The sequence below is a fragment of the Variovorax sp. Soil_C_17 genome (assembly GCF_057657265.1).
Window position 1 is genome coordinate 697,528 of the sequence record NZ_JBDGIT010000002.1, and the last position, 20,448, is coordinate 717,975.

Here is a 20,448-nt window from a genome sequence, read left to right on the forward strand (position 1 = left end):
TTTCAACTGCGCGGATCGGCGAACTTGTAGCCGACGCCCCACACGGTCTGGATGTAGTCGGGGTTGCCCGGATCGCGCTCGATCTTGTTGCGCAGGCGGTTGATGTGGGAGTTGACGGTGTGCTCGTAGCCGCTGTGGCTGTAGCCCCAGACCTGGTCGAGCAGCTGCGCGCGCGTGTGGACCCGGCCCGGGCTGCGCGCGAAGTAGGCGAGCAGCTCGAACTCCTTGGCCGTGAGGTCCAGCAGGCGGCCGTCGAGCAGCGCCTCGTGGCGCTGGAGGTCGATGCGCAGGCTGCCGGCCTCGATGGCCTGCTCGGCCTGCTGCAGGCGCTCGGCCGCGGCCTGCTGGTGGTCGGCGCGGCGGAACACCGCCTTCACGCGGGCCGCCAGCTCGAGCATGCTGAAGGGCTTGGTCAGGTAGTCGTCGGCGCCCAGCTCCAGGCCCAGCACGCGGTCGAGCTCGGAGGACTTGGCCGTCAGCATCAGGATCGGCGTGTAGCGCGGCAGGGCGCGCAGGCGGCGGCAGATCTGCAGGCCGTCCATGCGCGGCAGCATGAGGTCGAGGATGACCAGGTCGTAGTTCCCGGCCTCGCCCTCGGCCAGCGCGCCCAGGCCATCGGCGATGAGGCGGCATTCGCAGTCGAGCTCTGCCAACTGGAGCGTGACCAGGCGGCCGATGTCCGGATCGTCCTCCGCAACGAGCACGCGGCGGGGCACTGGAGTGCGGCTCACGACAACAGCTCCGTGAAGAGTCCCAGCGCCAGGTGGCGAGCCATCGTGGACGCCAGGTCGAAGGCCGGGTCGAGGTCGAAGGCACAGGCGCTGGCCTGGCCCAGCCCGGCGCCATCGGCCAGGGCGCGGAGCCAGTGGTCCTCGGCGGCATCGAGCGGCAGGAAGACGATCTCCAGCGCCTGCTGAAGCACCAGCAGCCGCACGCCGCCTTCGTCCAGCGAGACCGTATCGGCCTCGTCGGCGCCGGCCTGGTTGATTTGCCAGATGCGCAGCACCGGGTAGGGCGAGGACACGAATCGCGCCGACGGCTGCAGCAGCAGGCGCAGGCCGGCCTGCGCGTGCGGCGGCACCCCGATGAACCGGGCGAGCGGCAGAGGCGGGAGTGCCGCCTCGTGATAGGCGCGGTGCACCGCCCATTCGAGCGCCGCCACATCCGGCAAGTAGGGCAGCGCGGCCGCCGGCGCCCAGGCGCGCAGGAAGGCCGGGAAGTCGGCGCCGAAGTCGTGCAGGTCCCCGGAGCGCGAGGGATGGATGCCGATGCAGGCCTTGGCGGCCTGGCGGAAGAAGACGCTGCCCACCAGCCGCTCGGTCACGGGGTAGACGGCGGCCAGGGCCGCCACCAGGCTCTGCACCATGTTGTTGCGGTAGATCGCCAGCCTTCGCTCGGCGGGCAGGGCGCTGGCGCGCACCAGGGGCACCGCGGCAGCCGGATCGCCGCGCCGCAGCAGCGCGTTCATCACGCGGACCTGGGTGTCAGGCAGGGCAAGCATGGCGAGCCTCCATCATCGCGCCGGCCTTGGCTGCCTCGGCCACGAGGGCCGGCAGCGGGGGCAGTTCGGCGTCCCATTCGACCAGCGTGGGCACCGGGCCGAAGCGCTCCAGCGCCGCCGCATAGAGCGCCCACACCGCATCGTCGACCGGGGCGCTGTGCGTGTCGATCAGGACCTCGGCGCCGTCGTCGAGCCGGTTGCGCGTGAAGCCTGCCAGGTGCATTTCCTGCACCGCGTGGCGCGGGATGGCCTCGATGTAGCCGAGCGCATCGAAGCCGAGGTTGTGGGCGCTGACGTGGATGTTGTTGATGTCCAGCAGCAGCCCGCAGCCGCTTCGCGCCGCCACCTCGGCCAGGAATTCCCATTCGGGCATGGTCGACTGGGCGTAGTCGAGGTAGGCCGAGAGGTTCTCCAGCAGGATCGGCCGTGCGAGGCAGTCCTGCACGCGCTGCACGCGCGCGACCACGTGCGCCAGCGCCTCCTCGGTGTAGGGCAGGGGCAGCAGGTCGTTGGCGTGGATGCCGCCCACCGAGCTCCAGCACAGGTGCTCGGAGACCAGCGTGGGCTCGAGCATGCGCACCAGCTCGGCCAGGCGCGCGAGATGGGTCTCGCACAGCGGGTCGATGGAGCCGATGGAAAGGCCCACGCCGTGCAGGCTGAGTGCATGGCTCTCGCGCGCGAGCTGCAGGAAGTGCAGCGGCTTGCCGCCGCGGCCGAAGTAGTTTTCGCTGTGCGCCTCGACGAAGCCCACGGACGGCCGCGTCTCCGCGAAGGCGCGCCAGTGCTCGGGCCGAAGGCCGATGCCGGTGCGTCCGGCCAACGGGGAATGCGGATGTCGCATGCTGCCCTCCTGGTGCTGGAAATTCTAGGCAGGTGCCGCGGGGTGGCGGCGCCCGTGACCAAATCGTGAAGATTGCGCCCGGCGCATCAGGGCCGGGTTCGCCGCGCCAGCAGCAGGGCCGCGCCGATGGTGAGGCACATCAAGAGGAAGGCGACCCAGGCATAGGGCCACAGCAGCGGCATGCCCACCAGAATCAGCCCGTCGTTGCCGCCGGGGATCAACAAGCTGCCCCAGCCCATCAGCAGGCCGCCGGCCAGGCAGCGCAGGCACTGCGCCGCGCTGATGCCCCTGCTGCGCCAGCGCCCGGCGCTCCAGCCGCCCCAGACGGCGCCCAGCAGGAGGGCCGCGAACAGCGCGCCTCGCGCCGCGAGGCTCGCGGCCATGCCGCGCGCCAGTTCGGCCAGCACGTCGGTGTAGGCCCAGGCGCCCGCCACCAGCAGCATGAGCACGAAGCTGATGCCGATGACGGTGGTGGCCGCGTGCGGCGACCAGATGCGCGCGGCCAGGGCGCGCCGCGCACCGGGCATCCGCAGCGGCAGCAGCACCCGCCAGGCAGCGAACGCAAGGAAGAGCACGGCCACCCAGGCCGGCGCCTGCAGCACCGGCGAGCCCTGCGGCAGCGGCGGCTGCAGCGCCGCGCCGAACAGGGGCCCCACGCTCAGGCAGCCCAGGTAGAAGCCCAGCGGCGTCAACGCATAGCTCCACTCGCCCGAACCCAGCCGCGCGATGGCGCCGAACACGCAGGCGCGGTTGACCCAGGCGCCGAGGCCCAGCAGCGCGCCCCCCGCAACCGTCCAGCCGCTGAGCGCATGGCCCGCCGCCAGCGCCGGCAGCATGTGCATCGCCTGCGCCAGCAGCAGGCCGCCGGCCACCCACAGCGAGGCCTCGCCGAGCGCAAGCAGCCGGCGCGCGCTGTGCTTGTCGACGATCTCCTCGACGGCCGCCACGGTGCAGGTGCCACCGCGCTGGATGGCGAAGCCCATCACGCCCGCGCACAGTGCGGCGAGCGCGAAGCCCAGGCCCGCGAGCATCGGGCTCATGTCAGCGCTCCGGCACCGTGATGCTCGATCACGCCCTCGATGGGATCGGCGTGCGCCTGGTGCCAGGGTGCGCGCTGGATCATCCGCATCGTGTCGGCATGGCCGGCCTGCCGGCGCGTGCGGATGCCGGCGGGCGTGAAGTCGATGTCCTTCGTGTGGTCCTCGCCCTCGACGCGCGGCGCCAGCAGATGGGCGACGTGGATGGTGGTCCCGCACCCCCAGGCCGCCAGCGAGGCCACCTTCGGGTCTGCTCGCCGCGACGCGGGAATCTGCCGGTGCAGCTCGCGGATCACGTGGCGCAGCCGATGGATCTGCTTCTGCCGTGCGATGTGGCTGTCGGCCCGGCTGGCGTACTGGATGTCCTTCTGGCGCGCCATCACCTGCCAGATCGACTCGGGCTCGGGGGCCGTCTGGTGCCAGACGTTGACCGCGAAGATCAGCGAGTCGCGGCGCGGCTTGTCGTCGAGCACGGCCTCGATGGGCGTGTTGGAGTAGATGCCGCCGTCCCAGTAGGGCTGGCCGTCGATGCGCACCGCCGGAAAGGCCGGCGGCAGCGCGCCGGAGGCCATGACATGGTCGACGCCCAGGCGTTCCCTGCGGGTGTCGAAGTAGCGCATCTCGCCGCTGCAGGCGTTGACCGCGCCCACCGTCATGCGCGTGTGGCACTCGCACAGGTACTCGAAGTCGACCAGCGACTCCAGCGTGCCGCGCAGCGGCGCCGTGCTGTAGTAGGAAGCCGTCTCCACCCCCAGCGGCGCGGCCGAGCCGCGCAGCGCATGCAGGTTGGGCGTGAAGAAGTCGGGAATGCCGCGCATCACCGTCGCCATGTTCGACACCAGGTTGCCCAGGCCCATCCAGTCGGGGAAGCGCGCGCCGGGCGCGTACGCCTGCATCATGTTCCAGAAGGTGTCGAGCCGCTCCATGCGGTGCCGCGGCGCGTTGCCGGCGATGAGCGAGGCGTTGATGGCGCCGATGGAAGTGCCGATCACCCAGTCGGGCTCGATGCCCGCCTCGTGCAGTGCCTGGTACACCCCGGCCTGGTATGCGCCGAGTGCGCCGCCGCCCTGCAGCACCAGCACCACCTGGCCGGGCAGCGCGGCCTTGGGATCGCCGCGGCCGGCGGCGGGCTGCTTCGTTGCGTTGGCCATGACGATGCGCTCCGGCCTTCAGTGCAGCGTCCAGCCGCCGTCCATGGCCAGCGCGGAGCCGGTCATCGATGCCGCCGCGTCGGAGGCGAGGAACACGGCCAGCGCGGCGAGCTCCTCCACCTCGATGAAGGACTTGCGCGCCTGGTGCGAGAGCATCACGTTGCGCACCACCTGCTCGGGCGAAATGCCGTGCGCCTTGGCCTGGTCGGCGATCTGCCTTTCCACCAGCGGCGTCTTCACGTAGCCGGGACAGATGGTGTTGGAGGTGATGCCGAATTCCGCCAGCTCCACCGCCACCGTCTTCGACAGCCCGATCAAGCCGTGCTTGGCCGCCACGTAGGCGGACTTGAAGGGCGAGGCGGTGAGCCCGTGCGCCGAGGCGACGTTGATGATGCGGCCGAAGCGGCGCGCCTTCATGCCCGGCGTGACGGCCTTGATCACGTGGAAGGCCGAGGAGAGGTTGATGGCCATCACCGCGTCCCATTTGTCGTCGGCGAAATCCTCGATGGGCGCCACGTGCTGGATGCCGGCGTTGTTGACCACGATGTCGACCTTGCCGAACTCGCGCTCGGCCGCCGCGATCATGTCGCGCACCTGCTCGGGCCGGCTCATGTCGGCGCTGCTGTAGCGCACCTTGACGCCGAACTGGCGCTGCATCTCGCCGCGCGTGAACTCGACTTCCACCGGGTTGCCGAAGCCGTTGAGCATGATGTCGGCGCCGCGGCCGGCGAGGCCGCGGGCGATGCCCAGGCCGATGCCGCTGGTGGAGCCGGTGACGATGGCGGATTTCTGCTTGAGCATGGTGCTCTCCTCAGGGTTGCGGTTGGATGCGGGAAAGCGCTTCGCCGGCGGCCGCGGGGTGCTCCGCGTCGGCCTCTCCGGTGCGCGTGAAGCGCAGGTGGGTGATGTCGGCCGCGAACAGCATGCTCCACGTCCACTCGATCCAGATGCGCAGCTTGCGGCCGGCGGTGGGCATGCGCGACAGGTAGTAGGCGCGCCACAGCAGCCAGGCCGGAAGCCCTTGCAGGCGCAGGCCGAAGACGCTCGCCACGCCCTTGAGATGGCCGGTGGTGGCCATCATGCCCCTGGACACATGGCCGAAGGCCTGCGTCGGCCGGCCCTCGATGCGCGCCAGCAGGTTGCGCGCCAGCGCGCGTGCCTGGGCCACGGCGAACTGCGCGGTGGGCGGCGCGAACTGCCGCGTTGCGCGGTTGTGGACCAGCGCGCAATCGCCCAGGGCCCAGAGCTGCGGCGAGCCGCAGACCGACAGGTCGGGCTCGGTCTGGATGCGTCCGCGCAGTCGGGGCAAGGACAGGGCATCGAGCAGCGGGTTGGGCCGGGTGCCGATCGTGCAGATCACGGTGGCGGCGCGGAGCCGCTCGCCCCCGGTGAGCCGAACGCCGTCGGCATCGACCTCGGCGGCCAGTGCGTTGAGCCGCACCGCGATGCCGCGCCCGCGCATCGAGCGCGCGGCGGCATGGCCCAGCGAGTCGGGCAGCTCGGCGAGCAGCCGCTCGCCGCCCTCGATCACGCTGACCTGCAGTTCCTCGGGCCGCACCTGCGGGTAGTAGCGCGCGGCGCTGCGCAGGAAGTCGGCCAGCGCGCCGGCCACCTCGACGCCGGAGAAGCCGCCGCCGATCACCACGAAGTGGCCGAGCCGCCGGCGCTCGGCCGGGTCGTGCTCGAGCTCGATGCGCGCGATGCGCTGCAGCACCCGGTTGCGGATGAACAGGGCGTCGCCGACCAGCTTGAGCGGCAGTGCGTGCTGCTCCAGCCCGGGCACCAGGCCCAGGTGGGCGCGCGTGCCGAAGGCCAGCACCAGGTGCTCGTAGGCGATCTCCAGCGGGCCTGCCAGCGTCTGCGCCTGCACGCGGCGGCGTTCGGCGTCGACGCCGGTCACGCGCCCCATGACGAAGCGGCTGGTCTCGCCGGGCCGCAGCATCTGGCGGATCGGCGCCACCACGTGCTCGGGGAACACCGAGGCGCCCACCACCTCCGCCAGCATCGGGTTGAAGGTGGTGTAGCTCTCCTCGCTGACCAGCACCACGCGCCAGCCCTGCGGCAGGCGCGGCGCCAGCGCGCGCGCCAGGGTCGTGCCGGCGAAGCCGCCGCCGACGATGACGATGTTCCTGTCTTCGGACATGGGGCGCTCCGGTTTCAGCGGTGGCCGATGCGGCGGCCGATCAGGTGGTCGAACGAGATGGCTCCCGGCCCGTGCAGCAGGCTCACCAGCAGCAGCAGGCCCCAGGTCTGGTGATCGCGCAGCCCCACCGCGCCGAGGTCCGGGTAGGAGATCACGGCGACGATGTTGAAGACGAACAGCACCGCGGCCGAGAAGCGCGCCCCCAGCCCGATCGCGAGCAGCACCGGAAACAGCAGCTCGATGCCGGTGCCCAGCCAGGCCGCCGACTCGGGGGAGAGCAGCGGCACCGCGTACTCGTTCTCGAACAGCGCGAGCGTGGAGCTCCAGGTCGCGATCTTGGTCAGTCCCGCCTTGAAGAAGACGGCGGCGACGAAGAGCCGCACCGCGAGGTCGGCCAGCGGCGCGAGCGCCTGCAGGCCGCGGTGTGCGCTGCCCATCCGGCTGGCCACGCGGCGTGCCGGGCCGGCGTGGGGCGCATGGGCGGCGGGCATGGAAGCCGTGCCTTGCACGATCTTCTCCTCAGCCCTTCTTGGGCGCAGCGACGGCCGCGGCGCCGCCATGCACGTTTTCGGGCTTGTTGGTCACCATGCCGCCGGCGATGCGCGCGCACGTGCCCTTGGCGACATAGATCCACGCCTCCGGATCGCGGTCCATGGTGGACGTCCCCGCACAGGAGCCCTTGCTGGTGCCGCAATCGTTCTGGCCGGCCTTGACGATGCCGGCGCATTTCTCGGTCTGCGCCTTCTGCGCCATGGCACCGGTGGTGGCGGCGGCCAGGCCCAGGGCGAGCAGGCTGGCAATGGCGCCGTGGATGCGTTGGTGGTGGTTCGCGGTCATGTGAATCTCCTGTCGATGGTTGGGTGAAGCGAGGTGGGACGGTCTCGATGCGACTGCCGCATCGCTGTTCCGTCCTGGAAGCCAGTCTGGCTTCCTCGGTTCACGCGTCCATCAACGAAGATTCACGAATCGATCACGGCCGGCCCGCGCTCTTCAGATCAGCCTGCGGATGGCCTTCTTGCGCCATACGAAGCGGTAGTAGCCGGCCTGCAGCGTCAGCATCGCCGCGAACGCCACGGGGTACGACACCCAGATCCCGTTGAGCCCCATGCGGTGGCTCAGCCACCACGCCACCGGCACTTCGATCAGCGCGATGCAGAAGATCGAGATGGAGGTCGGCACCAGCACCGAGCCGCTGGCGCGCATGATCCCCGACAGCGCCGCGCCCATGCCGAAGATGACGGTGCTCCACAGCATGATGTGCAACAGGGTCTGCGCCACTTCGATCACCGGCTCGCTGGTGATGAAAAAGCCCATCAGCGGCCGCGAGAACAGGTAGCCCAGCAGCACCAGGCCGCCGGTGAGCACCACGTTCATCATCAGCGCGGTGCGGGCGATGGCGCCCAGGCGCTTGACCTGGCCGGCGCCGATGGCCTGCGCCCCCAGTACCGAGGCGGCGATGGCGATCGAGATGGCGGGGAACTGCACGTAGGCCACCACCTGGTTCACCGCGCCGTAGGCCGCGGTCGCCTCCGAGCCGTAGGCGTTGACGAAGGAGAGCAGGGCGAGCTCGGCCAGCGAGACCACGATCATCTGCACGCCGGTGGGCACGCCCACCTTCAGCACCGCCTTCAGGATCGCCGGCCGCACGCGCAGGTGCCGCACGAAGGCCGCATCGGGCGCCAGAGGGCTCTTCTTGCGCCGCAGATGAAAGCCCAGCCACGTGGTCGCGACCACGAAGGAGATCACCGTGGCCCAGGCGCCGCTGGTGACGCCCAGCTGCGGCAGGCCGAACCAGCCGCGGATCAGCGCCGGCGTGATGGCCAGGCCCAGCAGGGTCGAGATGATCAAGGTGTAGAGCGGCGCCACCGTGTCGCCCACGCCGCGCAGCATGGCCGTGGAGAGCAGGAAGACGAACAGGCCCGGCATCGCGATCAGGATGATGCGTGCGTAGCGCGTGGCGTCGGCCAGGATGTCGGGCGGCGTGCCCAGAGCGGCCAGCATCGGCTGCGTGAACGCGCCGCCGAAGACCGCGACGCACAGCGCGAACAGCACGCCCACCGTGAGCGTGGTGCCGGCCACCGCGCGCGCCTTCTCGGGCTCGCGCGCGCCCCAGGCCTGGCCGATCAGCACCGAGGCGCCGGCGCCCAGGCCGATGGTGAAGGCGATGAAGAAGAACATCACCGGGAAGAAGCTGGACACCGCCGCCAGCGCGCCCACGCCGATCATCTGGCCGAGGTAGACGTTGTTGAGCGTGCCCGAGAGCGACTGCAGGATGTTGCTCAGCAGCATGGGCGCGAGGAAGATCAGGAAGGTCTTCCACAGCGGGCGCGAGGCCATGGCCGCGGCGCGCGGATCGGCCCTGGGAGCGATCGGCGGCGGCACCGGGTCGGCCACCGCCGCCGGCGGGGCGACGACCTCGCCGGCGTGTTCGACGTTCTCGGGCTCCATCGGCTGGACAGGCAAGGCGCGGTTCATTGGCCGCTCCACGCCGCGGCCGCCAGCTTCTGCAGGTAGGCGCGCACGTCTTCAGGCCACGCAGCGACGAGTTCCGCGAAGCGCGTGCCCTCGCCGGCGAACAGCGCGCGCGCCGCCTCCTCGAAGCCGGGCAGGTCGCCCGCGATCGCGCTCATGAAGCGATAGGCGGCTTCGCGCGAGGCGCGCTGGGCATCGCGATCGGCATGCACGCGGCGCGCCTCGTCGATGAGCCGGCGCAGCGCCACCGAGGCGCCGCCGGGCTGACGGCTGAGCCAGTCCCAGTGGCGCGGCAGCAGCGTGACCTCGCGCGCGACCACGCCGAGCTTGGGGCGGCCGACGCCGCGGGTGGCCTGTTCGTCGGATGCTTGCTGCGCGCCCGGCCCGGCATCACGCAGGTCGAGCTCGAGCCGCTCGCCCGTGCTGTCGTTGAAAACGAGGGCTTGCGCTGCCTCGGGGTGCGAGCGCAGCCGGGCGATCACTTCGGCCTGCGGACCCGCTTCGATGCGCGTCACGCCCGCAAAGGCGGTAACGGTGGATTCGGTAACGAGAGATGACATGGGGCTAATAATACCCGGGCAAAACGTGGCTTTCAATTGACCCGGGTGAAAGTTTGCACTTTGCTCCATCGATGGGTAAAATGCTACTCTTTAAGCGTCATAACGAGTCACAAAATGCCCACTCGCCGAGTTCAAGCGCTTCCATATGAAGTCACCGAGGCGGCGCGCAAGCTCGGCGAGAAGATTCAGCTTGCCCGTATTCGTCGGCGCATGACGCAAGACGAACTGGCAAAGGCCAGCGGCATCAGCCGCAAGACCGTCTACGCCATCGAAAGTGGCTCATCCGCCACAGCCGTGGGTACGCTCTTTTCGGTTCTATGGAAGCTGGGTCTGTTGGACTCCGCCGCGGCGCTGGCGGACCCAGAGCAGGACGAACACGGCAAGGTGCTGGAGGCAGCGAACCAGCCACAGCGCGTGCGCCACTCGACCGCCATCGACAACGACTTTTGAGCCGCCCCATGCCCGCCCCCGAACGATCTTGCTTCGTCTACATCCAGCTCCCCGGTACCTTCGAGACGGTCACCTGCGCCAGGCTGACGGTGGCCGAAGTCTCCACCGGTGTCTACGAGGGTACTTTCCAGTACGGCCGCCGGTTCCTCGAACGCAAGGACGTCGTGGCCCTGGATGCCTTCCATCTGGGTCTGACATCCCGGCCACTCAAGTTCACCAAGCTCAAGGGGGTGCCTGGCGCCGTGCGGGACGCGAGCCCCGACGCATGGGGGCGCCGCGTCATTCAAGCCAAGCTGCAGCGCCCAGAGCAGGACATCCAGGAGATGGAATACCTTTTGAACGGCCCCGACGACGGCGCCGGCAATCTGAGCTTCGGGACGCAGGTGGAGCCGCCCAAGGAGCGGCGCCCCTTCAATCGCACCCATCAGCTCGAAGCGCTCGTCGCCGCTGCGGAGAAGTTGGAGGAAGATGGTCGCCTGCCTCACGAGGTCCTCGAAAAACTGGAACCCGGCACCAGCATGGGAGGCGCGCGTCCGAAGGTCACGCTGGAAGACGGCAACAAGATCTGGCTGGCAAAGTTGCCCGAAAAAGGCGACAGGCAGAACATGCAGCGGATCGAGTACGCGACGCTCGAGCTTGCCCGCGCGGCTGGACTCAAGGTGTGCGGTACTCGAATGGAATCGGTGGGGGCCAAAGAGGCGCTCCTGCTCGAGCGTTTCGATCGGGAATGGGCGCCCGAGGCCAAGGCGTATCTGCGCTACGGCCTCGTGTCCGGGCTCACGGTGCTCGACGCGGAAGATGGGTACTTCGGCCGTGAGCGCTGGTCGTATCCGCTCTTGGCCGACGAACTGCGCCGCTGGTCCCGCAAGCCCGACGAGGACCGACTCGAGCTCTACAAGCGGATGCTCTTCAACGCGATGGTCACCAACAACGACGACCACCCGCGCAATCACGCCATGTTGCGCACGCATGAGGGCTGGCGCCTCTCGCCGGCCTACGACATCGTTCCCAAGCCGCTGCTCTCCTTGGAGCAACGAGACCTTGCCCTGACCGTCGGGAAGTTCGGCCGCTCTGCGGGGCGCTACAACCTGCTGTCCCGGTGCGATGCGTTCGGTCTTGGCGTCGCGCAGGCGCGCCACGAGCTCGACTCCATGCTGAAGGTCGTGCAAGGCTGGCGGGACTTCTACGCCGAGAGGGGTGTGAGCAAAGACGACCTCGAGTCTCTCGAGCAAGCCATCTTGCCGCAGTCCTTCTACAGGGATGCACCGCCGGAGCCCATCTGAGTCCCGTCCACCGAGTTGTTGCAAGCTGTCATTGGGGCGGGCGCGGGCGCGGGACCAGCGAAATGGCGCTATGGCAAACTTCTACGCTTCCGATTTCTCTTCTCTCGACCCGAGGCGCCACGCCCGCGGTTATCCAGGCACCTTTTCCCATCCATGCAGAAAATCATTCGCCAGCTCGCCGCCGAGATCAAGGTCGGCGAGCACCAGGTGAAGGCCGCCGTCGATCTGCTCGACGGAGGTGCCACCGTCCCCTTCATCGCCCGCTACCGCAAGGAGGCCACCGACGGCCTCGACGACGTTCAGCTGCGTGAGCTCGAGGCGCGCCTTGCCTACCTGCGCGAGCTCGAAGAGCGGCGCGCGGCGGTGCGCAAGAGCATCGAGGAGCAGGGCAAGCTCACGCCCGAGCTGCGCGTTGCGATCGATGCCGCACCGACCAAGCAGGAGCTGGAAGACCTCTACCTGCCCTACAAGCCCAAGCGCCGCACCAAGGGCCAGATGGCGCGCGAAGCAGGCATCGAGCCGCTGGCCGACAAGCTCTTCGCAGACCCGACGCTGAACCCGGCCGAGGAGGCCGCGGCCTTCGTCAAGCCGGCCGCCGACGGGCTGGATTTCTCCACCGTGCAGCTGGTGCTCGACGGGGTGCGCGACATCCTCTCCGAACGCTGGGCCGAGGATGCCGCGCTGGTGCAGCGGCTGCGCGAATGGCTGTGGGCCGAGGGCCTGTTCAAGTCCAGCCTGATGGCGGGCAAGGACGAGAACAACGCCGACGTCGCCAAGTTCCGCGACTACTTCGACTACGACGAGCCCATCGGCCGCGTGCCCTCGCACCGCGCGCTGGCCGTGTTTCGCGGCCGGGCGCTGGACATCCTCGACGCCAAGCTGGTGCTGCCCGTCGAGCCCGAGCCCGGCAAGCCCTCGATCGCCGAAGGCAAGATCGCGCTGCACCTGGGCTGGAGCCATGCAGGCCGCGCCGCCGACGACCTGATCCGCAAGTGCGTGGCCTGGACCTGGCGCGTGAAGCTTTCGCTGTCGACCGAGCGCGACCTGTTCTCGCGGCTGCGCGAGGAGGCCGAGAAGGTCGCCATCAAGGTCTTCGCCGACAACCTGCGCGACCTGCTGCTGGCCGCACCCGCCGGCCCGCGCGTCGTGATGGGCCTGGACCCGGGCATCCGCACCGGCGTGAAGGTCGCGGTGGTCGATGCCACCGGCAAGCTGGTCGACACCGGCACCGTGTTCCCGCACGAGCCGCGGCGCGACTGGGAAGGCTCGCTGCACGCGCTGGGCAAGCTGTGCGCCAAGCACGGGGTCAACCTGATCGCCATCGGCAACGGCACCGCCAGCCGCGAGACCGACAAGCTGGCGGCCGACCTGATCAAGCTGCTGGCGAAGATGGCCGAGCAGGCCGGCGCGCCGCCGCTGAAGGTCGAGAAGGTGGTGGTGAGCGAGGCCGGCGCCTCGGTGTACTCCGCCAGCGAGTTCGCCTCGCAGGAAATGCCTGACGTGGATGTGAGCCTGCGCGGCGCCGCCAGCATCGCCCGCCGCCTGCAGGACCCGCTGGCCGAGCTGGTGAAGATCGACCCCAAATCCATCGGCGTCGGCCAGTACCAGCACGACGTGAACCAGAGCGAGCTGGCCCGCACCCTGGGCGCCGTGGTGGAAGATTGCGTGAACTCCGTGGGCGTCGACCTCAACACCGCGAGCGTGCCGCTGCTGTCGCGCGTCTCGGGCCTGTCGGCGGGCGTGGCCAAGGCGGTGGTGCGCTGGCGCGAGGCCAACGGTGCGTTCTCGACGCGCAAGCAGCTGCTGGAGGTCACGGGCTTCGGCGGCAAGACCTTCGAGCAGAGCGCGGGCTTCCTGCGCATCCGCGGCGGCGCCAATCCGCTGGACATGACGGGCGTGCACCCCGAGACCTACCCGGTGGTCGAGCAGATGATCGAGAAGACCGGCACCCCCATCGATGCGTTGATGGGCCGCGCCGAGATGCTCAAGACGCTGAAGCCCGAGCTCTTCGCCAACGAGAAGTTCGGCGTGATCACCGTCAAGGACATCCTGGGCGAGCTCGAGAAGCCGGGCCGCGATCCGCGCCCGGACTTCAAGGTGGCACGCTTCAACGAAGGCGTCGAGGACATCAAGGACCTGGTCGAGGGCATGGTGCTCGAGGGCACGGTGAGCAACGTGGCCCAGTTCGGCGCCTTCGTCGACCTGGGCGTTCACCAGGACGGCCTGGTGCACGTGAGCCAGCTGTCGCACAAGTTCGTCAACGACGCCCGCGAGGTGGTGAAGACCGGCGACATCGTCAAGGTCAAGGTGATGGAAGTGGATGTGGCGCGCAAGCGCATCGGCCTTTCGATGAAGCTGGACGCAGCGCCCGGCCGGCGCGACGGCCCGCGCGAGAACCGCTTCGAAGGAGCAGGGCGCGGCCAGCAGGGTCCGCGCCGCGACAACGCGCCGCAGCCGGCGGGCCAGATGGCCAGTGCCTTCGCCAAGCTGCAGGGCCTGCGCAAGTCATAGGAAGGATCACAGGAATGGGAAGTGCGCATGCCTGATCGCCGCCACCTGGCCCGGCGCGCCGACGGGCTGCCGGCGCAGTCCGCCGCGGCGGCCGGCACCCGCGACCTGAACGCGGACTACCTGAAGGCCGCCGCCATCGTCGGCGTGGTCTGCATCCATGCGGGCCTGCCCTTCGAGGACGTGTACCGCTTCGGCGTGCCGGTCTTCATCGGCTTGTGGGCCTACTACCTCGAGAAGGCGCTGGCACGCCGCGCGCCCGAGACGCACCTGGCCTACCTCGGGCAGCGGCTGGTCGAGCTGGGCGTCGCCTACATCGCCTGGACGCTGCTCTACATCGAGAAGTTCTACGACGGGCGCTGGGACGCCACGCCGCTGCACACCATCGTGGGTGGCTGGTTCGGGGGCTATGGGTGGTCGGGGCAGTACTACTTCGTGATCCTGTTCCAGCTCACGCTGCTCTTTCCGCTGCTGCGCCGATGGGTGGCGGAGGCGCCGACCCTGCCGGTGATCGCCGCCGGCGTGGCGCTGAACGTGGCCGCGGGCTACTGGCTGTTCGAGAACCGGTGGATCTCGGCCGTCGGCGACCGGCTCTTCATCTACTGGATTCCCTACGTGGCCATGGGCATCGCGCTGGCGCGCGGCGAGTTCGGCCGCAAGCCGGGCCTGGGCCTCGTCGCCGTGCTGCTGCTGCTCGCGGCACCGATCGAGAGCCGGCTCTTCGCCGAGCACTCGGCCTACCTGGCGCTGACCGTGACGCTGGCCTCGCTGCTGCTGCTGATGAGCGCCGTCGCGGCCGACCGCGCGCCGCTGCGGCGGCCGGGGGTGCTGGGCCGCACCGTCGCCTTCGTGGGCCGCAACACCTTCGCCATCTACGTGGCCAACGTCGCCATGCTGGAGGTGAGCAAGAGCACGGGCTTCACCGCCTTCGCCGTTTCCCACGGCGGGCCGTGGGGCCTCTTCGCGGTGGTCGCGGCCACGCTGGCGGGTGGCCTGGGCATCGGCTGGCTGCTGCAGGCCCTGGGGCTGGGCGTGCTCGTCGGCAAGCGGTGAAGGCCCTGCGCATTCATGCGGGCCCGGCGGCGCGTGCGCACATTGCCGCGCAGGGCCTGTCACCGCAGGACGTGCGCACCGTGCCCGGTGCGGCCGGCGGCCCCAAGGGGCTGGTGCTCGGGCCCATCGACCGCTTTCTTTTCGGCGACTGGCTGCCGCAGTCCATGCAGCCCGTGGACCTGGTCGGCGCTTCCATCGGCGCGTGGCGGCTGGCCAATGCCTGCCTGAGCGATCCGAAGACGGCCTTCGATCGGTTCGAGCACGGCTACATCCACCAGCATTTCGAGGTGCCGGCGGGGCAGAAGCGCATGAGTGCGCAACAGGTCAGCGCGAAGTTCGGCGAGGGGCTGCGCGACTTCTACGGCGGCCGCACGCGCGAGGTGCTTGCGCATCCACGCTATCGGCTGCACGTGATCACCGCGCGCGGGCGCCACATCCTCGGGCGCGAGGGCAGGGCGCGCACGCCGGCCGGCTATCTGGGCGCCTTCATCACCAACAGCGTGCATCGCAAGGGCCTGGGCGCCTGGCTGGAGCGCGTGGTCTTCTCCAGCCCCGGCGCGGCGCTGCCCTTCGGCACGCAGGACTTCCGCACGCGGCAGGTGGTGCTGGCCGAGACCAACTTCGAGCTCGCGCTGCAGGCGTCGTGCTCGATCCCCTTCATGCTGGAGGCGGTGCACGACATTCCGGGCGCGCCACCCGGCGCCTATTGGGACGGCGGCATCACCGACTACCACCTGCACCTGAACTACGGCAATGCCGACGGCGTGGTGCTGTATCCGCATTTTCAGAAGGCGGTGGTGCCGGGCTGGCTGGACAAGGGGCTCAAGTGGCGTCACAAGCCCACGCGCTTTCTGGAGCGCGCAGTGGTGCTGGCGCCCGATCCGGAGTGGGTGCGCAAGCTGCCGAATGGCAAGCTGCCCGACCGCAACGACTTCCTGCACTACGGCAACGACCAGGCAGGCCGCATCAAGGCCTGGGGCATCGCCGCGCAGGAGGCGCGCCGGCTGGCGGACGAGCTGGCCGAGTGGCTGCACCGGGGCAGCCCGGTGGCGGACGTGCAGCCGCTCTGACCGGCGCCGGCCGCGCGGCGGCTACAGTCGGGCTTCTCTACTTCGAACCACGGGGAAGCACGACACCATGAACGCAACACGAATCATCGGCCTGATCCTGATCGTCGCCGGCATCGCCGCCATCGGCCTGGGCGGCTTCAGCTTCACCAAGGAAACGCACCAGGCCAAGATCGGACCGATCGAGCTGTCGGTGAAGGAAAAAGAGACCATCAGCTTCCCCACCTGGGCCGGCGTGGCCGCGATCGTGGTGGGTGGGGCGCTGGTGGTGTTCGGCGGCAGGAAGGGCTGAGCGCAAGGAACCCCGCTCCCTCCTCGGCGGGGGCAAACCCCGAGCGCCAAGCCCCGGCCGGCCTCACAGAATGGCCGCTGAACCGGAAAATCCCATGTCACCCAGCCTCATGTCTCGCCGCGCCTTCCACCGCGCGGCCACCGCCGCGGCGGTCTCGATCGCCGCACCATCTTTCGCCCAATCGCCCTGGCCCAACAAGCCGATCCGCATCATCGTCCCCTACACACCCGGCGGCTTCACCGACCAGATGGCGCGCCTGGTGCAGCCCGGCCTCGCAGCGCGGCTGGGCCAACCGGTGGTGATCGACAACAAGCCCGGCGCCAACAGCCTGATCGGCGTGGATGCGCTGGCCAAGTCGGCGCCCGATGGCAGCACCTTCGGCGTGGTGATCGCGGCCTACGCGGCCAACACCACGCTCTACCCCAAGCTGCCCTACGACCCGAAAAAGGACCTCGTCGGCGTCTCCCTGCTGGGCATCTCGCCGCTGCTGGCAGCGGTGAACAACGACGCGCCCTTCAAGACCGCGAAGGAGCTGATCGACTATGCGCGCGCGCATCCCGGCAAGATCAGCTTCGGCTCCTCGGGCAACGGCTCGGCCGCGCACCTGACCAGCGAGCTGTGGAAATCGCTGACGAAGACCTACATGACTCACATCCCGTACCGCGGCGCAGTGCCGGCGCTGACGGACCTGCTGGGCGGGCAGATCCAGCTCTTCTTCGACGCACCGACCGGGCTGATCAATCAGGGAAAGGCCGGGAAGGTGCGCCTGATCGGCGTGGCCAGCGACCGCCGGCTGCCGGCCGTGCCGGAGGTGCCCACCTTCATCGAACAGGGCTTCGCGGGCTTCACCGGCAGCACCTGGGCCGGGATGCTGGCGCCGGCGGGCACGCCGCGCGAGATCGTCAAGCGGATGTCGGAAGAACTGGCGCGGATCATCAAGAGCGACGAGACCCGCGCGAAGCTCGACGCGATGGGCACCTTCCCGGCCGGCAGCACGCCGGAAGAGTTCGATGCCTTCATCGCGGCCGAGACCGAGAAGTGGGGCAAGGTCATCCGGACGGCGGGCGTGAAGGCCGAGTGAGCGCGGGGAGGGTGCGCGCCCGATGCCGAGTCGACGGGCGCTTCGTCAGGCGCCGGTGACCCAGGCGGCGGCCGCGGCGGCGACGGCGGCGTGGGCCGCATTCCGATCGGCCATCGACGCCTTGGTCTGCGTCAGGTAGACCGACAGCAGGATGGGCGCGCGCCCCGGCGGCCGCAGGATCGCGATGTCGTTGGTTGCGCCGTTCTCGCCCGTGCCAGTCTTGTCGCCCACCTTCCATTCCGCGGGCAGTCCGGCGCGGATGCGCTGGCCGCCGGTCTTGTTGTCGTCCAGCCATTGCAGCAGGCGGGCGCGCGAAGCGGGTTGGAGGGCATTGCCCAAGAGAATCTTTTGCATGGCGCCCACGATCGCGGCGGGCGTGGTGGTGTCGCGGGGGTCCCCGGCGCGGGCTTCGTTGAGGCCGGGCTCGATGCGGTCGAGCCGCGTGTGCGTGTCGCCCAGCGAGCGCATGTAGGCGGTGAGGCCTGCGGGTCCGCCGAAGCTCGCAAGCATCAGGTTGCCGGCCGTGTTGTCGCTCAGGGTGACAGCGGCCTCGCACAGCTGGGCCATGGTCATGCCGTCCGTGCCGGCGTGCTTCTCGGTCGCGGGCGAATAGGTCACGAGTTCGTCGCGCGAATAGACGACCCTTCGATCCAGCCGCTCCTGGCCCTGGTCCACCCTCGCCAGCACCAGCGCGGCGGCCAGGAACTTGAAGGTGCTGCACAGCGCGAAGCGCTCGTCCTGGCGATGGCCGGCGCGCCGGCCGTCCGCGGTGTCGAGCACGTGGACGCCGAGCCGGCCGCCGACCTTGTTCTCGATCTCGGCGAGTTGCCGCGCAAGGCCGGGACGGCTCTCGGCGCGAAGGTCGAAGGAGGCGGCGGCCAGCGGAAGAAGAAGGGCGCCGGTGAATTGACGTCGATGGATCATGAAATGAAAGCTCCTGAAAGAGAGGCGACTTTCGGTGATCCGCGGCGCAGGCACAAACGATAGTATTTGCTGAGTCGCACAAGAAAATCTTATGGCACGCGCCCACCTTCCCCTCAACGCCCTGCGCGCCTTCGAATCCTCCGCGCGCCATCTCAGCTTCACGCTGGCGGCCGACGAACTGAACGTGACGCAGGCCGCTGTCAGCCAGCAGGTGCGCGGCCTGGAGGCGCGGCTGGGCGTGGCGCTGTTCCGACGGCTGCCGCGCGGGCTGGCGCTCAGCGACGAGGGGCAGGCATTGCTGCCGGTACTGGCCGAGTCCTTCGGGCGCATGGAGTCGGTGGTCCAGCAGTTCGACAACGGCCGGTTCTTCGAGGTGCTGACGGTGGGCGTGGTGGGCACCTTCGCGGTCGGCTGGCTGCTGCCGCGGCTGCGCCTGTTCCAGCAGGGCTGCCCCTTCGTGGACCTGCGGCTGATGACGCACAACAACGTGGTCGACCTGGCGGGCGAGGGGCTGGACTTCGCGATCCGCTTCGGCGACGGCAACTGGCCGGGCCTGAAGGCCGAGCACCTGATGGCGGCGCCGCTCTCGGTGCTGTGCGCGCCCGCGATCGCGGCGCGCATCGCCAGGCCGCGGGACCTCGCGCAGCAGACCTTGCTGCGCTCCTATCGCGCGGAGGACTGGCCGGCCTGGTTCGCGGCCACCGGCACGGGCTGCCCGGCGATCCGCGGGCCGGTCTTCGATTCCTCGCGGCTCATGGTGGAGGCCGCCATGCAAGGCGCCGGCGTGGCGCTCGCACCGGCGTCGATGTTCGAGCGCGAGCTGGACGAAGGCCGGCTCGTGCGGCCGCTGTCGACCGAGGTGATGACGGGCAGCTACTGGCTGGTGCGGCTCAAGTCGAGGAAGCCGAGCGCCGCGATGGAGGCTTTTCGGCGCTGGCTGTTGGACTACATCGAGGCTTCGAGCATCGCGCGGTAGTCGTCGCGCGTCGCCAGCCGCGGGTTGGTCTTGTGGCAGTGGTCGGCCATCGCGCCGTCGATGATGGGCTCGAACATCGCGGGCGTGACGCCCACCTCCGCCAATCCTTTGGGCAGCCCCAGGCGCGCATTCATGTCCCGGATGGCGCTGCCCAGGTCCGCGGGCGAATCGAGATGCATGGCCTGCGCCATGCGCTGCAGGCGCAGCTCCTTCTGCACCGATTCCGCGCCCGCGTTGAAGGCGATCACGGCCGGCAGGAACAGGGCGTTGAGCGTGCCGTGGTGCAGGCGCGGGTCGATGCCCCCGAGGCTGTGGCTCAGCGAATGCACGCAACCCAGGCCCTTCTGGAAGGCCATGGCGCCCTGCATCGAGGCGCTCATCAGGTTGAGGCGCGCCTCGCGGTCGCTGCCGTCCTTGGTGGCGCGTTCGATGTAGCCCCAGGCGCGCTGCAGGCCGTCGAGGCCGATGCCGTCGGCCGGCGGGTTGAAGGCGGCCGACATGAAGGTCTCCATGCAGTGCGCGATGGCGTCCATCCCGGTGGCGGCCGTGAGCCGCGGTGGCAGGCCCAGCGTGAGCTCCGGGTCGCAGATGGCGGCCTTGGGCATCAGGAACCAGCTGTGGAAGCCGAGCTTGCGATGGTCGTCGACGATGACGATGGCGCCGCGCGCCACTTCACTGCCGGTGCCGCTGGTGGTGGGCACCGCGATCAGCGGCGCCACGCGCTCGGTGATCTTCGGCGAGCCGCCTTCGATGGTGGCGTAGGTCTTGAGCGGGCCCTCGTGCGTGGCCGCGATCGCCACGCCCTTGGCGCAGTCGATGGCCGAGCCGCCGCCGACGGCGACCAGGCCGTCGCAGTGCTCGTCGCGGTAGATCGCGGCGGCGGCGCGCACGGCGGCTTCGGTGGGGTTGGAGGGGGTCTGGTCGAACACCGCGGCGGGAAGGCCGCCCAGCGCGTCCAGCGCCTTCTGCAGGATGCCGGCCGCGCGCACGCCGGCGTCGGTCACGATGAGCGGGCGCGCGATGCCGATGCGATCGCATTCGCTGCGCAGCAGCTGGATGGCGCCGAAGTCGAACTGGATCTGGGTCAGGTATTGGATGAGGGCCATGGG

Annotated in this window: 21 protein-coding genes; 8 read left to right on the forward strand and 13 right to left on the reverse strand. The window is 69.8% G+C overall.

Annotated elements, in window-relative coordinates:
• Positions 1–2 precede the first annotated feature (2 nt).
• From AC3A6Y_RS11825 to AC3A6Y_RS11875, 11 genes are all read right to left on the reverse strand, one after another.
• The gene (locus tag AC3A6Y_RS11825) at positions 3–731 is read right to left on the reverse strand and encodes a response regulator transcription factor (RefSeq protein ID WP_487868415.1); all 729 of its coding nucleotides are present in this window, start codon (positions 729–731) and stop codon (positions 3–5) included.
• Positions 728–1,501 carry an HvfC/BufC family peptide modification chaperone gene (locus AC3A6Y_RS11830; RefSeq protein WP_487868416.1) on the reverse strand — a complete coding sequence of 258 codons (774 nt, stop codon included), beginning with the start codon at positions 1,499–1,501 and terminating at the stop codon, positions 728–730. Before AC3A6Y_RS11830 ends, AC3A6Y_RS11825 begins: the two co-directional genes overlap by 4 nt.
• Positions 1,485–2,342, reverse strand: coding sequence for an MNIO family bufferin maturase (bufB, locus tag AC3A6Y_RS11835; RefSeq protein WP_487868417.1), 858 nt, complete (start codon positions 2,340–2,342; stop codon positions 1,485–1,487). Before bufB ends, AC3A6Y_RS11830 begins: the two co-directional genes overlap by 17 nt.
• Positions 2,343–2,428: 86 nt before the next feature.
• On the reverse strand, positions 2,429–3,382 hold the full coding sequence (locus AC3A6Y_RS11840) for a YeeE/YedE thiosulfate transporter family protein (RefSeq protein WP_487868418.1): 954 nt from the start codon (positions 3,380–3,382) through the stop codon (positions 2,429–2,431).
• A complete protein-coding gene (locus AC3A6Y_RS11845) occupies positions 3,379–4,530 on the reverse strand; it encodes a patatin-like phospholipase family protein (RefSeq protein ID WP_487868419.1) in 1,152 nt (383 codons plus the stop codon). The genes AC3A6Y_RS11840 and AC3A6Y_RS11845 overlap by 4 nt, the downstream gene beginning before the upstream one ends.
• Before the next feature lie 18 nt (positions 4,531–4,548).
• Complete coding sequence (locus AC3A6Y_RS11850) at positions 4,549–5,331, reverse strand: 3-hydroxybutyrate dehydrogenase (protein WP_487868420.1); 783 nt, start codon at positions 5,329–5,331, stop codon at positions 4,549–4,551.
• A gap of 10 nt (positions 5,332–5,341) precedes the next feature.
• On the reverse strand, positions 5,342–6,673 hold the full coding sequence (locus AC3A6Y_RS11855; protein ID WP_487868421.1) for an NAD(P)/FAD-dependent oxidoreductase: 1,332 nt from the start codon (positions 6,671–6,673) through the stop codon (positions 5,342–5,344).
• Positions 6,674–6,687: 14 nt separating this feature from the next.
• Positions 6,688–7,164 carry a DoxX family protein gene (locus AC3A6Y_RS11860; protein WP_487868422.1) on the reverse strand — a complete coding sequence of 159 codons (477 nt, stop codon included), beginning with the start codon at positions 7,162–7,164 and terminating at the stop codon, positions 6,688–6,690.
• A 28-nt stretch (positions 7,165–7,192) separates the two neighbouring features.
• Complete coding sequence (locus AC3A6Y_RS11865; protein ID WP_487868423.1) at positions 7,193–7,510, reverse strand: BufA1 family periplasmic bufferin-type metallophore; 318 nt, start codon at positions 7,508–7,510, stop codon at positions 7,193–7,195.
• A gap of 153 nt (positions 7,511–7,663) precedes the next feature.
• Complete coding sequence (locus tag AC3A6Y_RS11870) at positions 7,664–9,010, reverse strand: MATE family efflux transporter (protein ID WP_487869049.1); 1,347 nt, start codon at positions 9,008–9,010, stop codon at positions 7,664–7,666.
• 134 nt (positions 9,011–9,144) lie between these two features.
• On the reverse strand, positions 9,145–9,705 hold the full coding sequence (locus AC3A6Y_RS11875; RefSeq protein WP_487868424.1) for a DUF2239 family protein: 561 nt from the start codon (positions 9,703–9,705) through the stop codon (positions 9,145–9,147).
• 114 nt (positions 9,706–9,819) lie between these two features.
• Here AC3A6Y_RS11875 and AC3A6Y_RS11880 point away from each other — a divergent pair, with 114 nt between their 5' ends.
• The 7 genes from AC3A6Y_RS11880 to AC3A6Y_RS11910 all read left to right on the forward strand — a co-directional run bounded on the left by AC3A6Y_RS11880 (position 9,820) and on the right by AC3A6Y_RS11910 (position 17,439).
• Complete coding sequence (locus AC3A6Y_RS11880) at positions 9,820–10,155, forward strand: helix-turn-helix transcriptional regulator (RefSeq protein ID WP_487868425.1); 336 nt, start codon at positions 9,820–9,822, stop codon at positions 10,153–10,155.
• A gap of 8 nt (positions 10,156–10,163) precedes the next feature.
• Positions 10,164–11,438, forward strand: coding sequence for a type II toxin-antitoxin system HipA family toxin (locus AC3A6Y_RS11885; protein ID WP_487868426.1), 1,275 nt, complete (start codon positions 10,164–10,166; stop codon positions 11,436–11,438).
• A 153-nt stretch (positions 11,439–11,591) separates the two neighbouring features.
• Positions 11,592–13,949 (forward strand): Tex family protein, encoded by a 2,358-nt coding sequence (locus AC3A6Y_RS11890; protein ID WP_487868427.1) that lies wholly within the window; start codon positions 11,592–11,594, stop codon positions 13,947–13,949.
• A gap of 27 nt (positions 13,950–13,976) precedes the next feature.
• Complete coding sequence (locus tag AC3A6Y_RS11895) at positions 13,977–14,999, forward strand: acyltransferase family protein (RefSeq protein WP_487868428.1); 1,023 nt, start codon at positions 13,977–13,979, stop codon at positions 14,997–14,999.
• A complete protein-coding gene (locus AC3A6Y_RS11900; protein ID WP_487868429.1) occupies positions 14,996–16,069 on the forward strand; it encodes a patatin-like phospholipase domain-containing protein in 1,074 nt (357 codons plus the stop codon). The genes AC3A6Y_RS11895 and AC3A6Y_RS11900 overlap by 4 nt, the downstream gene beginning before the upstream one ends.
• 67 nt (positions 16,070–16,136) lie before the next feature.
• Complete coding sequence (locus AC3A6Y_RS11905; RefSeq protein WP_106554674.1) at positions 16,137–16,358, forward strand: hypothetical protein; 222 nt, start codon at positions 16,137–16,139, stop codon at positions 16,356–16,358.
• A gap of 94 nt (positions 16,359–16,452) precedes the next feature.
• Positions 16,453–17,439, forward strand: a complete 987-nt coding sequence (locus tag AC3A6Y_RS11910; RefSeq protein WP_487868430.1) for a tripartite tricarboxylate transporter substrate binding protein — start codon at positions 16,453–16,455, stop codon at positions 17,437–17,439.
• Positions 17,440–17,484: 45 nt separating this feature from the next.
• Here the strand turns inward: AC3A6Y_RS11910 and bla are convergent, their stop codons facing one another.
• On the reverse strand, positions 17,485–18,363 hold the full coding sequence (bla, locus tag AC3A6Y_RS11915) for a class A beta-lactamase (protein WP_487868431.1): 879 nt from the start codon (positions 18,361–18,363) through the stop codon (positions 17,485–17,487).
• 91 nt (positions 18,364–18,454) lie between these two features.
• Here bla and AC3A6Y_RS11920 point away from each other — a divergent pair, with 91 nt between their 5' ends.
• On the forward strand, positions 18,455–19,339 hold the full coding sequence (locus AC3A6Y_RS11920; protein WP_487868432.1) for a LysR family transcriptional regulator: 885 nt from the start codon (positions 18,455–18,457) through the stop codon (positions 19,337–19,339).
• Here the strand turns inward: AC3A6Y_RS11920 and AC3A6Y_RS11925 are convergent.
• Positions 19,309–20,445, reverse strand: a complete 1,137-nt coding sequence (locus AC3A6Y_RS11925) for an iron-containing alcohol dehydrogenase (RefSeq protein WP_487868433.1) — start codon at positions 20,443–20,445, stop codon at positions 19,309–19,311. The two genes, AC3A6Y_RS11920 and AC3A6Y_RS11925, sit on opposite strands and share 31 nt — an antisense overlap.
• Positions 20,446–20,448 lie beyond the last annotated feature (3 nt).